The sequence below is a fragment of the Reyranella sp. genome (genome assembly GCF_965228225.1).
Lineage (GTDB): Bacteria > Pseudomonadota > Alphaproteobacteria > Reyranellales > Reyranellaceae > Reyranella.
The window spans coordinates 5,484,328-5,498,181 of the sequence record NZ_OZ245801.1; the positions used below are offsets into that span (position 1 = coordinate 5,484,328).

The 13,854-nt window shown below is 67.7% G+C and carries 16 protein-coding genes; 8 read left to right on the plus strand and 8 right to left on the minus strand.

From position 1 onward, the window contains the following. Window positions 1-103: 103 nt before the first annotated feature. Genes phnC through ACO07K_RS26550 form a run of 5 tightly spaced genes read left to right on the plus strand, consistent with a single transcriptional unit; the run spans window position 104 to window position 4,403 of the window. The gene (gene phnC, locus ACO07K_RS26530; protein WP_422033266.1) at window positions 104-922 is read left to right on the plus strand and encodes a phosphonate ABC transporter ATP-binding protein; all 819 of its coding nucleotides are present in this window, start codon (window positions 104-106) and stop codon (window positions 920-922) included. A 38-nt stretch (window positions 923-960) separates the two neighbouring features. After that, window positions 961-1,890, plus strand: a complete 930-nt coding sequence (gene phnD / locus ACO07K_RS26535; protein WP_422033268.1) for a phosphonate ABC transporter substrate-binding protein — start codon at window positions 961-963, stop codon at window positions 1,888-1,890. A gap of 34 nt (window positions 1,891-1,924) precedes the next feature. Further along, window positions 1,925-2,809, plus strand: coding sequence for a phosphonate ABC transporter, permease protein PhnE (gene phnE / locus ACO07K_RS26540; protein WP_422033270.1), 885 nt, complete (start codon window positions 1,925-1,927; stop codon window positions 2,807-2,809). Beyond that, on the plus strand, window positions 2,809-3,645 hold the full coding sequence (phnE, locus tag ACO07K_RS26545; protein ID WP_422033272.1) for a phosphonate ABC transporter, permease protein PhnE: 837 nt from the start codon (window positions 2,809-2,811) through the stop codon (window positions 3,643-3,645). The genes phnE (ACO07K_RS26540) and phnE (ACO07K_RS26545) overlap by 1 nt, the downstream gene beginning before the upstream one ends. Further along, on the plus strand, window positions 3,642-4,403 hold the full coding sequence (locus tag ACO07K_RS26550; RefSeq protein ID WP_422033274.1) for a DUF1045 domain-containing protein: 762 nt from the start codon (window positions 3,642-3,644) through the stop codon (window positions 4,401-4,403). Before phnE (ACO07K_RS26545) ends, ACO07K_RS26550 begins: the two co-directional genes overlap by 4 nt. Here the strand turns inward: ACO07K_RS26550 and phnN are convergent. The 8 genes from phnN to phnG are packed head-to-tail and all read right to left on the minus strand — an operon-like array spanning window position 4,351 to window position 10,608. Next, window positions 4,351-4,926, minus strand: a complete 576-nt coding sequence (gene phnN, locus ACO07K_RS26555; RefSeq protein ID WP_422033276.1) for a phosphonate metabolism protein/1,5-bisphosphokinase (PRPP-forming) PhnN — start codon at window positions 4,924-4,926, stop codon at window positions 4,351-4,353. The two genes, ACO07K_RS26550 and phnN, sit on opposite strands and share 53 nt — an antisense overlap. Before the next feature lie 15 nt (window positions 4,927-4,941). Beyond that, complete coding sequence (locus ACO07K_RS26560; protein WP_422033278.1) at window positions 4,942-6,087, minus strand: alpha-D-ribose 1-methylphosphonate 5-triphosphate diphosphatase; 1,146 nt, start codon at window positions 6,085-6,087, stop codon at window positions 4,942-4,944. Then, window positions 6,084-6,818, minus strand: coding sequence for a phosphonate C-P lyase system protein PhnL (gene phnL, locus ACO07K_RS26565; RefSeq protein WP_422033280.1), 735 nt, complete (start codon window positions 6,816-6,818; stop codon window positions 6,084-6,086). The genes ACO07K_RS26560 and phnL overlap by 4 nt, the downstream gene beginning before the upstream one ends. A gap of 7 nt (window positions 6,819-6,825) precedes the next feature. Next, window positions 6,826-7,599 carry a phosphonate C-P lyase system protein PhnK gene (phnK, locus tag ACO07K_RS26570; RefSeq protein ID WP_422033282.1) on the minus strand — a complete coding sequence of 258 codons (774 nt, stop codon included), beginning with the start codon at window positions 7,597-7,599 and terminating at the stop codon, window positions 6,826-6,828. After that, window positions 7,596-8,453, minus strand: a complete 858-nt coding sequence (locus tag ACO07K_RS26575; protein WP_422033284.1) for an alpha-D-ribose 1-methylphosphonate 5-phosphate C-P-lyase PhnJ — start codon at window positions 8,451-8,453, stop codon at window positions 7,596-7,598. Before ACO07K_RS26575 ends, phnK begins: the two co-directional genes overlap by 4 nt. A gap of 3 nt (window positions 8,454-8,456) precedes the next feature. Continuing rightward, window positions 8,457-9,560 (minus strand): carbon-phosphorus lyase complex subunit PhnI, encoded by a 1,104-nt coding sequence (locus ACO07K_RS26580; RefSeq protein ID WP_422033286.1) that lies wholly within the window; start codon window positions 9,558-9,560, stop codon window positions 8,457-8,459. 2 nt (window positions 9,561-9,562) lie between these two features. After that, window positions 9,563-10,153 carry a phosphonate C-P lyase system protein PhnH gene (gene phnH / locus ACO07K_RS26585; RefSeq protein WP_422033288.1) on the minus strand — a complete coding sequence of 197 codons (591 nt, stop codon included), beginning with the start codon at window positions 10,151-10,153 and terminating at the stop codon, window positions 9,563-9,565. After that, a complete protein-coding gene (gene phnG, locus ACO07K_RS26590) occupies window positions 10,150-10,608 on the minus strand; it encodes a phosphonate C-P lyase system protein PhnG (RefSeq protein ID WP_422033290.1) in 459 nt (152 codons plus the stop codon). Before phnG ends, phnH begins: the two co-directional genes overlap by 4 nt. 259 nt (window positions 10,609-10,867) lie before the next feature. Between phnG and pstS the strand changes: the two genes are divergently transcribed. The 3 genes from pstS to pstA are packed head-to-tail and all read left to right on the plus strand — an operon-like array spanning window position 10,868 to window position 13,854. Further along, entirely contained in the window at window positions 10,868-11,911 is a 1,044-nt protein-coding gene (pstS, locus tag ACO07K_RS26595; protein ID WP_422009689.1) for a phosphate ABC transporter substrate-binding protein PstS, read from the plus strand. Between the two features lie 49 nt (window positions 11,912-11,960). Next, window positions 11,961-12,977, plus strand: coding sequence for a phosphate ABC transporter permease subunit PstC (pstC, locus tag ACO07K_RS26600; RefSeq protein WP_422033292.1), 1,017 nt, complete (start codon window positions 11,961-11,963; stop codon window positions 12,975-12,977). Between the two features lie 4 nt (window positions 12,978-12,981). Then, complete coding sequence (gene pstA, locus ACO07K_RS26605; RefSeq protein WP_422009691.1) at window positions 12,982-13,854, plus strand: phosphate ABC transporter permease PstA; 873 nt, start codon at window positions 12,982-12,984, stop codon at window positions 13,852-13,854.

A 13,854-nucleotide genomic window follows, 5' to 3' on the forward strand; every position in this document is an offset into this window, starting at 1 on the left:
GGGTTCAGCCTCTTCCCCTTGTCTGTCTTATGTCCGTAACCAAAGCGTAGCGCGGGCGAAGCGTGCGGCCGGTACCGAGCATCCGGTGGGACTGGGAGGCCGGATGCTTCGACTGGAAGGCGTTACCAAGAGCTTTGGCGGCAAGAAGGCCGTGGACAGCGTTTCGCTCGTCGTGCCGACGGGCCAGCTGGTGGGCGTGATCGGTCGATCCGGCGCCGGCAAATCGACCCTCCTGCGCATGATCAACCGCCTGGGCGATCCGACCTCGGGCCGCATCCTGTTCGGCGATACCGACGTCACCGCGCTCCGCGGCCGGCCGCTGCGCGCCTGGCGCGCCCGCTGCGCCATGATCTTCCAGCAGTTCAACCTTGCCGGCCGTCTCGATGTGATGACCAACGTCATGATGGGTCGGGCCTTCCACATGCCGCCTGCCCGTGCGCTGCTCAAGCTGTGGAGCGACGAGGAGAAGGCGCAGGCCCTGTCCGCGCTCGAAAGCCTCGACATGGCGCGGATGGCCGGCCAGCGCGCCGAGACCCTGTCCGGTGGCCAGCAGCAGCGGGTCGCGATCGCCCGGGCGCTGGTCCAGGAACCGGACATCGTGCTGGCCGACGAGCCGATCGCCTCCCTCGATCCGCGCAACACCAAGGTGGTGATGGACGCGCTGCAGCACATCAACCGCCATCTCGGCATCACCGTGGTCTGCAATCTCCACAGTCTCGACCTCGCGCGGGCCTACTGCGACCGGCTGGTCGGCATGGCCGCCGGGCGTGTGGTGTTCGACGACGTGCCGGCCGCGCTCACCGAGGCGACGTCGCGCGAGCTCTACGGGCTCGAGGCCGGCGACGTGATGGGCCATGGCCTGCCGTCCCCTGCTTCTCTGCCCGCCGGCGCCCAGCCGGGCTTTGCCCTCGCGGGCTCCTGATCCCTTCCCGACCTTTCGCTTCATCAAGGAGAACAGCAATGCTCACCCGTCGTCACGCGCTCGGCGCTGCCCTCGCTGCCTCGTCCCTCGCCGCCTCTTCATTCGTGTTGGCCGGCACCGCCCATGCCCAGTCCTGGAAGAGCGCCTACCCCGAGCTCGTCCTCGCCGTCATCCCGGCCGAGAACGCGTCGGGCGTGACCGAGCGCTACGGTCCCTTCGTCGAGTACCTGTCCCAGACGCTGGGCACCAAGGTGACGCTGCGGGTCGCCAACGACTACGCCGCCGTCATCGAAGGCCAGCGCAACGGCAGCATCCATATCGCGGGCTACGGCCCGGCGTCCTATGCGCGTGCCATCGTGACCGGCGTGAAGGTCGAGCCCTTCGTCACGACGGTGAATGGTGACGGGACGGTCGGCTACTACTCGGTCTTCTACGTGCGCGCCGACAGCCCCTACAAGACGATCGACGACCTCAAGGGCAAGAACCTGGGTCTCGTCGATCCCAACTCGACCTCGGGCAACAATGTCCCACGCTTTGCGCTGAACAAGCTCAAGCTCAATCCCGAGACCTTCTTCGGCCGCGTGACCTACACCGGCAGCCACGAGAATGCGGTGATCGCGCTGCAGCAGAAGACGGTCGACGTCGCCGCCAACTGGTGGAACGCCGAGAACGACTCCAACCTGACGCGCATGGCGTCCAAGGGACTGGCCAAGCAGGAGGACTTCCGCGTCATCTACAAGTCGGACCTGATCCCCAATTCGCCCTTCGCCTATCTCGCCAGCCTGCCGCCCGACCTGAAGGCCGCCATCACCACGGCCTTCATGGAATCGCCGACCAAGGCCAAGGCGGCGTTCGACAAGCTGTCCGACGGCAAGGATCGCGGTTTCCAGGTGGTCGACGCGAAGTACTATGAGCCCGTGGTCGAGCTCATCAAGTTCATCGACCAGCTCCGCAAGCAGAAGAGCTGATCGGGCCGGACTTCGCTTTCGCGTTCGCTTTGTCTTGAGTACGCACGTCACACCTCTGCCCGAGGCGCAGTTGAGGCCGCTCATGGCGGCCTACGACGCCTCGGTGCGGTCGCGTCGCTGGCACACGCTGCTGATGGTGGCGTGTGTCGCGGCGGCGATGCTTCTCGCGTCGATCTCGGCCGAGGTGTCGCCGGTCAGGTTCTTCGAGAACATCCATCGCTTCCCGAGCTACATCATCCGCCTGTTCCACCTCGAGAACGGCCAGCCCGTCTGGACGGACTTCGAGGAGTGGTTCTGGGGCCTGGACCGCTGGCTCCGGCTGCTCTGGGAGACCTTGCTGATGGCTTACGTCGGCACGCTCCTGGGAGCCGTGGCGGCCTCGTGCCTCGCCTTCCTCGGCGCGGCGAACGTGGCGCCCGCGCGCTGGATCCGGCTCGTCGTGCGCCGCTTCTGCGAGCTGTGCCGCACCGTGCCGGAACTGGTCTTCGCCCTGCTGTTCGTCATCGCCTTCGGCCTCGGTCCGATGGCCGGTGTGCTCGCGGTCGCCATCCACACGCTGGGCGCGCTCGGCAAGCTGTTCGCCGAGGTGGTCGAGAACATCGACATGAAGCCGGTCGAGGGCGTGTCGTCGACGGGGGCGGCCTGGCACGTCGCGATGCGCTTCGGCGCCCTGCCGCAGGTCCTGTCCAACTTTGCGAGCTACGCGCTGCTGCGCTTCGAGATCAACGTGCGCGGCGCCGCCGTCATGGGCTTCGTCGGCGCCGGCGGTATCGGCCAGGACCTCATCGAGGCGATCCGCAAGTTCTACTATTCAGATGTCTCGGCGATCCTGGTGATGATCCTGATCACGGTCGCCATCATCGACAGCCTGACCTCGTTGCTGCGTCACCGCCTGATCGGCCTCGAAGGGAAGAACTGATGGACGCCGTGCGCGAGCGCTATCCCGAACATTTCCAGCGCCTCGGGCCGCAGCGCCTGCCGATGATCGCCGTGGCGACCGCCATGCTCGTCCTCCTCCTGTACGGCATGCAGGTGCTGGGCTTCTTCGACGGCAAGCTTCTGTCGGGCATGGGGCGCCTGGTCGAGATCGCCGGCCTGATGCTGCCGCCCGATCCGGGGTCGTGGGCGCATGCGCGGGCCTATGGCATGGCGCTGATCGAGACGGTGGCCATTGCGCTGCTGGGGACCCTGTCGGCGGCGATCCTCGCCTTGCCGATTGGCCTGCTCGCCGCGCGCAACGTCACCGCCCAGCGCATCGTGCGTTTCCTCGCCCGCCGCTCGCTCGACACGATCCGCAGCGTCGACATCCTGATCTGGGCGCTGATCTGGATCAACGTCGTGGGGCTCGGACCCTTCGCGGGGGCGCTGGCCATCATGACCTCCGACATCGGCAGCTTCGGCAAGCTCTTCTCCGAGGCGATCGAGGCGGCCGACCGCAAGCCGGTCGAAGGCATCGCCTCGACCGGCGGCGGGCATTTCATGGGCATACGCTTCGGCATCCTGCCCGAGGTCTTCCCCGTGCTGGTGAGCCAGGTCCTCTACTACTTCGAATCCAACACCCGGTCGGCCACCATCATCGGCATCGTCGGCGCGGGCGGTATCGGCCTGCATCTCGCCGAGGCGATCCGGACGCTGGAGCTGCAGCAGACCTCCTTCATCATCCTGATGATCCTGGTCACCGTGGCGGCGATCGACCTGGTGTCCAGTCAACTGCGCTTTGCCATGATCGGCCGTCGCGGGGGAGTGAGTGCTTGAGCGATCCATCCGGTGACTCGTCGACGGGCCTGGCCCGCTATGCGTTCTATTATGCGCCGCGCGCCGAAGAGGCGCTGGCCCTGGCCGCCAGCCGATGGCTCGGGCGCAACGCCGAGACAGGCGAGGCCCGCGACCGCGTCCCGGTGAGCGGCGTCTCGTACGAGCGCCTGTCGGCGATCGTCGCGGATCCGCGCCTCTACGGGTTCCACGGCACGCTGAAGCCGCCGATCGCCCTGATCGACGGTGCGACCGAGCGCGATCTCGTCGATGCCGTCGGCAGCTTCGCCGCGACGGAGCGGCAGATCGACGTGCCCTCCCTGGCGCTGGCCGAATTGCACGATTTCCTCGCCCTCGTGCCGGCTGACCGCTGCGCCGCCCTGCAGGACTTCTCGGATCGCTGTGTCGTGGAATTCGACGAGTTCCGTCGTCCCGCCGACGATGTCGAGCTGGCGCGCCGGCGCGCGGCGGGGCTGACGCCGCGGCAGGACGATCTGCTGCTGCGCTGGGGCTATCCCTATGTCCTCGAACAGGGGCGCTTCCACCTGACGCTCACCGGACGGATGCCGGACGCGCGCGAACGCGGGCTTATCCTCAACGAGCTGCGCCGGCGCTTCATGGGCTTCCTCGACCGGCCGCTGGCGGTGCGCGATCTCTGCGTCTTCCGTCAGCCGGCGCCGGGCCGTCCGTTCACGGTCTTGGCGCGGTTCAGGCTCGGCGGAGGGCGGCGTCTGGCCACTCAGGTCTGGCGAGCAGCCTGACGAAGGCGGCGGCGGCCTCGTCGAGGGTGCCGTCGTTGACGATGGTCACCAGACGCGGATCGTCGAGTTCGTAGGCATCGGCGCGCTCAAGACGCTCCGCCGCCTCGATGGCGGACTCGCGACCACGGCCCTCGAGGCGCTGGCGGAGACGCTCGACGGGCGCGGTGATCAGGACGGGGCGGGCCTGCGAGTCGAGGCCGCCGGTCCTCAGGAAATGGTCGCGCGAACCGCTCACGACGACAGTCAGGCCGGCGGCCCGCCAGTCGTGAATCTCGCGGCCGACGCCGTAGTCGTTGCCGTGGGCGTTCCAATGATAGGCGAACAGGCCATAGGCGCGACGAGTCGCGAACTCCTCGCGGGTCAGCGCGACATGGTTCTCACCACCGGTGTCGGCCGGCCGCGTGATGTAGCGGTGCGCGAACACCACCGGCGCTCCCGGGGGCAACAGGGTCCGGGCATGCAAGAGGACAGAATCCTTGCCGGCGCCGGACGGACCCATGACATAGATCAGCGAGCCTTCCATCGTCGCGTACAGGCGTCAGACCACACGGTCGCCTTCGCGCCATACGGCGCGCACGACAGCCGCGCCGTCGACCGTGCGCACCCTCACCAGGTCGGCGCGACGCTCGGGCGCGATCTCGCCGCGATCGCCGAGCCCGACGGCGCGGGCGGGGTTGAGCGTCGCCAGCCGCACCGCCTGAGGCAGCGAGATGCCGATGCCCGACGAGGGCAGCTTGAACACACTCTCCATCAGGCTGGCCGGCACATAGTCCGACGACAGGATGTCGACATGGCCGGCGCGCAGCAGGTCGATGGCGGCGATGTTGCCGGAGTGCGAGCCGCCCAGCACGAGGTTCGGCGCGCCCATCAGAATGGCGAGGCCGGCCTCGCGCGAGGCGCTGGCGGCTTCGTGCGTGGTCGGGAATTCGGCGATGGTCATGCCGTTGGCGACGGCTTCCTGGACATGGCCGTGGGTCGCATCGTCGTGGCTGGCGATCGGCAGGGCACGGGCCTGGGCGCGGCTCACGATTTCCCGCCGATGTTTCGCGGCGTTGCGGTGGTGAAGCTCGGTGACGCGGATCGAGAATTCCTCGAACTGCGCGTCGGTCATCGCGTGCTTGCCCTTGTAGTATTGCTTCAGCTTCTCCGGATCGAGGAACTGGCGCTGGCCGGGCGTATGGTCGTTGATCGACACCAGGCCGACCAGCGGCAGGTCGATCCACTTGTCGACGGCCTCGACGGCATCGTCCGCCGTGATCTCGCAGCGCAGGTGGATGCGATGCTCGGCACGGGTCATGCGCCGGTCGCTGGCCATGCAGACCGCCTCGATCATGCGCTCGCGGTTTTCCACGCGGTCCGATTTGCCGTGGACGTCGCCCAGGGCCAGCGAATCGAACACGGTCGTGATGCCGGCGGCGCTGACCTGGGTGTCATGCGCCATCACGGCCGAAACGCTCGGCCATTTGACGCCCGGACGCGGAGCGAAGTGCTTCTCCATGTTGTCGGTGTGCAGCTCGACCAGACCGGGCACGAGATAGTCCCCTTCGAGGTCGAGGGCGCTCGCGGCATGCGACCGCTCGGTGTCGATCTCGACGATGCGACCGTCGCGAACGAGGACGGTGCCGTCGAATTCGGCGTCGGCCGTGACGACGCGCGCGTTGGTCAGGATGATCTCGTGACTCATGCGGAAACTCCGGCCAGTGAGGCTGGGGGGATCGAGGCGGGGGGAAGGACTTCGTGCACGCGGGTCGCGACGGCATCGCGCACGTCGGTGTCGTGGAAGATGCCGACGATGGCGGCGCCGGCATCGCGCCGCTGGCAGATCAGCTCGACCACGCCGTCACGGTTGGCGGCGTCGAGCGACGCCGTCGGCTCGTCGAGCAGCAGGACCGGATAATCGACGATCAGCGAGCGGGCGATGTTGACCCTCTGCTGTTCGCCGCCGGAGAAGGTCGCAGGCGGCAGCGCCCACAGCCGCGCGGGAATACCGAGCATGGCCAGCAGGAACTCCGCGCGTTGCCGCGCCTCGAGGGGATCGGTGCCGCGCCGCCTGAGCGGCTCGGCCACGACATCGACGGCCGAGACCCGCGGGATCACCCGCAGGAACTGGCTGACGAAGCCCATGGTGCGATGACGCACGTCGAGCACGGTGCGCGGCTCGGCGCCGACCAGCTCGGTCCACTCGTCGTCCTGGCGGACCCGGATCGAGCCGCTGTCGGCGCGATAGTTGCCGTAGAGGGAGCGCAACAGGGTGCTCTTGCCGGCGCCCGAGGGGCCGACCAGCGCCAGGCATTCGCCGGGCGAGACCGCCAGCGACACGCCGCGCAACACGGGAAGCGACAGGCCGCCCTGGGCATGGACGATGAAGGACTTGGCGAGGCCGGTGACGCGAAGGGCGGGTTGGGAAGAGGTCATGGTCGCCTCACACCGGCAGGATCGAGGCGACGAGCATCTGGGTGTAGGGATGCTGCGGATCGTCGAGCACCTGGTCGGTGAGTCCCTGCTCCACGACTGCGCCGCCCTGCATCACCATCAACCGGTGCGTCAGCAGCCGCGCGACGCCGAGATCGTGGGTCACCAGAACGACCGACAGATGCAGCCCTTCGACCAGGCCGCGCAGCAGATCGAGGAGGCGGGCCTGCACCGAAACGTCGAGGCCGCCGGTCGGCTCGTCCATGAAGACCAGCCGCGGATTGCTCACCAGGTTGCGCGCGATCTGCAGGCGCTGGCGCATGCCGCCGGAATAGGTACTCGGCCGGTCGTCGAGACGCTCGACGTCGATTTCGACCCGCGTCATCCAGTCGGCGGCCTGACCGCGGATCTCGCCATAGTGACGTGCACCCACCGCCATCAGCCGCTCGCCGATGTTGGCGCCGGCGCTGACGCCCATGCGCAGTCCCTCGCGGGCGTCCTGGTTCACGAAACCCCATTCGGTCCGCGCCAGCAGCCGGCGGCGGGCTTCCGAGAGTCGGTGCACGTCGACGGTGCCCCCCGACTTCGTCTCGTAGGTGACGGAGCCGCCATCGGGCAGGAGGCGGCCGGCCAGGCAATTGAGCAGGGTCGTCTTGCCGGAGCCCGATTCGCCCACGATGCCCAGCACCTCGCCGGGCCACAGGTCGAAGCTGACGTCGCGGCAGGCGATGCGACCGCCGAAGCGCTTGCCGACACCCCGGGCGGAGAGGAGCGGGGCATTCATCGCCGGCTCTCGCAATAGTCGGTGTCGGAGCAGACGAACAGGCGCTTGCCGTCGTCGTCGACGATCATCTCGTCGAGGAAGCTTTCCGTCGAGCCGCACAGCGCGCAGCTCTCGGTCCAGGTCTCGATCTCGAACGGATGGTCGTCGAAGTCGAGGCTCTTCACCGGCGTGTGCGGCGGCACCGCGTAGATCCGCTTTTCGCGGCCCGCGCCGTAGAGCTGCAGCGCCGGGCTGCGGTCGAGCTTGGGGTTGTCGAATTTCGGGATGGGCGAGGGGCTCATGATATAGCGCCCGTTCACCATCACCGGATAGTTGTAGGTCTTGGCGATGCGGCCGTGGCGGGCGATGCTCTCGTAGAGGCTCACCTGCATGATGCCGTATTCCGACAGCGCATGCAGAGTGCGGGTCTCGGTCTCGCGCGGCTCGAGCATGCGCAGCGGCTCGGGGATCGGCACCTGGAATACCAGGATCTGGCCATCGGTCAGCGGCGTCTCGGGCACGCGGTGCCGGGTCTGGATGATGGTGGCTTCCGCGGTGTGCGTCGTCGTGGCGACCTGGGCCACCCGCGCGAAGAACCGGCGGATCGAGACGGCGTTGGTCGTGTCGTCGGCGCCCTGGTCGATCACTTTCAACGTGTCTTCAAGACCGATGATGGCGGCGGTGACCTGGATGCCGCCGGTGCCCCAGCCGTAAGGCAGCGGCATTTCGCGGCCACCGAACGGCACCTGATAACCGGGCACCGCCACCGCCTTCAGGATGGCGCGGCGGATCATCCGTTTGGTCTGCTCGTCGAGATAGCCGTAGTTGTAGGCGCCGTCCTGCGGGGTCGTATCGTGGATCGTCGTGTCAGGCATGGTTCACTCCGCCGCCTGGGCGAGGGCGGCCTGCTCGCGGCGCTTCTCGACCTCGGCGCGCAGCATCCGCACCACCACCAGTTCGGACTGGAAATCGACATAGTGCGGCAGCTTCAGGTGCTGCACGAAGCCCGAGCCCTCGACATTGTCGCTGTGGGCCAGCACGAATTCCTCGTCCTGGGCGGGCGAGGTCGCGGCCTCGCCCAGCTCGTCGGCGCGCAGGGCACGGTCGACCAGGGCCATCGCCATCGCCTTGCGCTCGGCATGACCGAAGGCCAGGCCATAGCCGCGGGTGAACTGCGGCGGCACGTCGTGCGAGCCGGCGAACTGGTTGACCATGTCGCACTCGGTCACTTCGATCTCGCCGATCTCGATGGCGAACCCCAGCTCCTCCGGCACGAACGACACCGGCACATGGCCATAGCGGATCTCGCCGACGAAGGGATGGTTGTTGCCGTAGCCGCGCTGGGTCGAATAACCGAGTGCCAGCAGGAAACCCTCGTCGCCACGCGCCAGGTTCTGCAGGCGCAGCGGCCGGCTGGCGGGCAGCACCAGCGGTTCGCGCGTCAGGTCGCGCGCTTCGCCGTCGTCGCGCGAGGGCGGCGGTTCGAGCAGGCCGTCGCGCTGCAGGATGTCGCCGACGCGCGGCAGGGCGTGGGTGGCATCGGCCGGCGCGGTCGGTGCTTCGGGGCGTTCGCCCGACGCGGCCAGCGAGAAGTCGAGCAGGCGGTGGGTGTAGTCGTAGGTCGGCCCCAGCACCTGGCCGCCCGGCACGTCCTTGAAGGTCGACGAGATGCGACGCTCCGCCACCATGCGGGTGGTGTCGAGCGGCTCCGACGCGCCGAAGCGGGGCAGGGTGGTGCGATAGGCGCGCAGCAGGAAGATCGCCTCGATGAGGTCGCCGCGCGCCTGCTTGATGGCGAGTGCTGCCAGGCCGCGGTCGTAGCAGGACCCTTCGGTCATGACGCGATCGACCGCGAGGCCGAGCTGCTGGTCGATCTGCTCGAGCGACAACTCGGCGACGTCGCGATCGCCGCGACGCTTGTCGGCCAGGAGATCGAGCGAATGGGCGATGGCGGTTTCGCCGCCCTTGACCGCGACATACATGGTCAGGCCTCCACGGCGACGCTGCGCGGCAGCGCGATGAGTCGGGATCCCGAGGCGAAGACAAGATCGACGCCGCAGGGGAAGAGAGCATGGTTGGCGGTCCAGGCCGACCAGAAGCCGTCGCCAAGTCCGCCGATCGAGACGCGGATCTCGCCGTCGATGCCGGGGCCCCGCCAGATGGTGGCCCGGCCGCCCTCGAGCGCCGGCACCTCGATCACCAGCGTGGCGGCGCGGTCGGGATAGGTGTCGGTACCGATGGCGAAGCCGGCGAACGGCTCGCCGCCGCCGGCGATGATCACGCCGAAGGTCGCGGCCTCGCGCGACGGGACGATCGGCGTGCCGGCATGGAAGCGCAGGAAGTCGCGGACCTCCTGCTTGTCTATTCCGGCCTCGAGCCAGAGCGGCGTCTCGCGATCGGCGAAGGTGAGCAGGAAGGCCGCGGCCGCCGGGCTGAGCGTTCCCGGTCCGGCTGGCGCATCGCGCAACTCGACGATGCGGCCGGGATGCGAGAAGGCGTCCAGCACGCCGCGGAACAGGCGCTGTGCATCGTGCGCCGGATCGGCGAAGCCGGGAGCGAGGAGCGTCGTGCTCATGCGCCGGCCTCACGCGCGACGGTGAAGAAATCCACCCGGGTGGCGGCGGCGCGGGCGGCGATCAGGCGATGGCGGGCCTCGGCCTCATGGGCGAGCGGCGTCACGATCGCGGCTTCGAGTGTCTCGACCCAGTCGGCGCGCTGGCCCAGCGCATCGATGGCGGCGACGATCTCGGCTTGCCGGGCATCGCGGCCTCGGACATAGCCGAAGCCCATCTCGCCGCTGTCGAGCCGCACGGCGGCGCGCGTCACCGTCATCTCGCCGGCGCAAAACGGAGCGCCGGTGCCCGAGATGCGGCCCTGCACCATGACGAGCCCGATCTCGGGCCGACGGAGGACCGTGTAGGAAGGTGTCGACCCAAGCGCCTGCCAGAGAGAAGCGAGCCGGGTCGCGGGCGCCTTCGCGAGCACCGAAAGCCATCGCTGCCGGCGCGCGATCGTGGGGGTGGAGGACATCGGGACGCTCTCGAAAGAGGCGCACCTTCGTGGCGCTGCGTTACCGTTCCGAGGGCGCCGCGTTAAATTCGTGTGACGGTCAGTCGGTCCTGCCTCCGTCTCCCTAACCTATTGATTTAAATCAAATAATCCCGATGGGGCGGCGGCTATCCTGTGCGCCGGGCCGCCTCTGTAATCGGATTGTCACATATCCGTCATATGAGGGAGACGTACGGCTCCTAGATGACGGGCGCTTCGAAATTCAACACAGGAGAACCCCGTGAACCTGACCAAGATCGTCCTCGCGACAGCTTTTGCGCTGTCCCCGGCGGCCGCCTATGCCATCGACATTTCCGGCGCCGGCGCCACCTTCCCCTACCCGGTCTATGCCAAGTGGGCCGACGCCTACAAGAAGGAGACCGGCAACGGTCTCAACTACCAGTCGATCGGCTCGGGCGGCGGCATCAAGCAGATCAAGGCCAAGACCGTGACCTTCGGCGCCACCGACGCCCCGCTCACGGGCAAGGATCTCGAAGAGTCCGGCCTCGTGCAGTTTCCGATGGTGATGGGTTCGGTGACGCCGGTCGTCAATCTCGAAGGCATCAAGCCGGGCGAGCTGGTGCTCGACGGGCCGACGCTGGCAAACATCTATCTCGGCCAGATCAAGAGCTGGGACGATGCGGCGATCGTCAAGCTCAACCCCAACGTCAAGCTGCCGAAGCAGGCCATCGTGCCGGTGCGTCGTTCGGACGGATCGGGCACGACCTACAATTTCGCCTACTACCTGGCCGAGGTGAGCCCGGACTGGAAGACGAAGGTCGGCGTGAGCACGGCGCTGCAGTGGCCGGTGGGCATCGGCGCCAAGGGCAATGAAGGCGTGGCCGGTAACGTGGCGCAGACCAAGGGCTCGATCGGCTATGTCGAGTACGCCTACGCCAAAGAGAACAAGATGATCTTCACCAAGATGATCAACAAGGCGGGCAAGGCTGTCGCCCCGGGCTCGGATACGGTGCAGTCCGCCGCGGCGAGCGCCGACTGGAACTCCAAGCCGGGCTTCGGCGTGATCCTGGCCAACCAGCCGGGCGACCAGTCCTGGCCGATGGCGGCCGCGACCTGGATCCTGATGTACAAGAAGCCGGAGAAGATGGCGGAGTCGGCCGAGGCGCTGAAGTTCTTCGCCTGGGCCTACACCAAGGGCGACGCCATGGCGGACTCGCTCGACTACGTGCCGATGCCCCAGAACGTCGTAAACGACATCATGAAGATGTGGGCGGCGGAAATCAAAGACGCCAGCGGCAAGCCGCTGTACTCGCCGACGAACTAAACGGTGACGGGGCGGGTGGCGACACCCGCCCTTCATTCTTGGGGGGCTTATGGCTTCGGGGGAGCGGGACGTGAGTGAAGTTGCATTGAAGGGCACAAGCGCGCCGGCGGCGGTATCCGCCTCGCGGGCGGCGGTGCTTCGACGCCTGAGATTGACGGACTCGATATTCCACGGGCTGACGCGCGGCGCGTCGCTCGCCGTGCTCGCCCTGCTGAGCGGCGTCATCATCGCGCTCGTCGTCGGTGCCGCGCCGGCGCTCGGCACGTTCGGCTTCGGCTTCCTGTTCGACGAATCCTGGAACCCGGTGACCGAGCGGTTCGGCGCCCTGGCGCCGATCTTCGGCACCCTGGTCACGTCGTTCATCGCGATGGTGATCGCGGTGCCGGTCGGCCTGATGGTCGCTTTCTTCCTGACCGAGCTCTGCCCGAAGGTGCTGCGCCGCCCGATCGGCATCGCCATCGAGCTGCTGGCCGGCATCCCCAGCATCATCTACGGCATCTGGGGCCTGTTCGTCTTCGCGCCCTTCCTGCAGCAGTACGTGCAGCCGCTGTTCATCGATACCTTCGCCAATGTGCCGATCCTGTCGACGCTGTTCGCGGGCCCGCCCTATGGCATCGGCATGTTCACCGCCGGCCTGATCCTCGCGATCATGGTGCTGCCCTTCGTGACCTCGATCTCGCGCGACGTGTTCGACGCGGTGCCGCCGGTCCTCAAGGAAGCGGCCTACGGCGTCGGCTGCACGACCTGGGAAGTGTTCCGCTACGTCGTCCTGCCGTTCACGCGCGTCGGCGTCATCGGCGGCTTCATGCTGGGCCTCGGCCGCGCGCTGGGCGAGACGATGGCCGTCACCTTCGTGATCGGCAACGCCCATCACGTGTCGGCCTCGCTGTTCGCACCGGGCACGACGATCTCTGCCTCCATCGCCAACGAATTCACCGAAGCGGTGGGCGATCTCTACACCTCGTCGCTGGTCGCGCTCGGCCTCATCCTCTTCTTCATCACCTTCATCGTGCTGGCGATCGCTCGCTACATGCTGATGCGCCTGCAGCGGCAGGGAGGGAAGTAAGATCATGGCAACCACTGCCTCCAAGACGGCCGCCATGGACAGTCCGCTCTACGCGGGCCGCCGCCGCCGCAACACCATCGCCAAGAGCCTGGCGTACGCTGCAACCGTTTTCGGACTGGGCTGGCTTGTCCTGATCCTGGGTGTGCTGCTCTACAAGGGCATCGGCGGGCTCTCGCTCGCGGTGTTCACCGAAAACACACCTCCCCCCGGTGCCGCGGGCGGTCTGCTCAACGCAATCATGGGCAGCATCGTGATGACCGCTCTGGCGGTGGTGATCGGCACGCCGATCGGCGTCCTGGCCGGCACCTACCTCGCGGAGTATGGCCGTCACGACAAGCTCTCGAGCGTCGTGCGTTTCATCAACGACATCCTGCTCAGCGCGCCTTCGATCGTGATCGGCCTGTTCGTCTACGAGATCCTGGTCGCGCCGATGGGCCACTTCTCGGGATGGGCCGGCGCCGTCGCCCTGGCCGTGATCGTGATCCCCGTCGTCGTCCGCACGACCGAGGATATGCTCAACCTGGTGCCCGACACCCTGCGCGAGGCGGCCGCCTCGATTGGCCTGCCGCGCGCCCACATGATCGTCCGCATCGCCTACCGCGCGGCGCAGGCCGGCATCGTCACCGGCATCCTGCTGGCCGTTGCCCGCATCAGCGGTGAGACGGCACCGCTCCTGTTCACCGCCCTGAACAATCAGTTCTTCAGCATGAACATGAATGCGCCGATGCCCAGCCTGCCGGTGGTCATCTTCCAGTTCGCCCTGTCGCCCTACGCCGAATGGCAGAAGCTCGCCTGGACCGGCGCGCTCCTGATCACCGTCACCGTGCTGGGTCTCAGCATCCTGGCCCGTTCGCTCACCTCCGCGAGGAAATCCTGA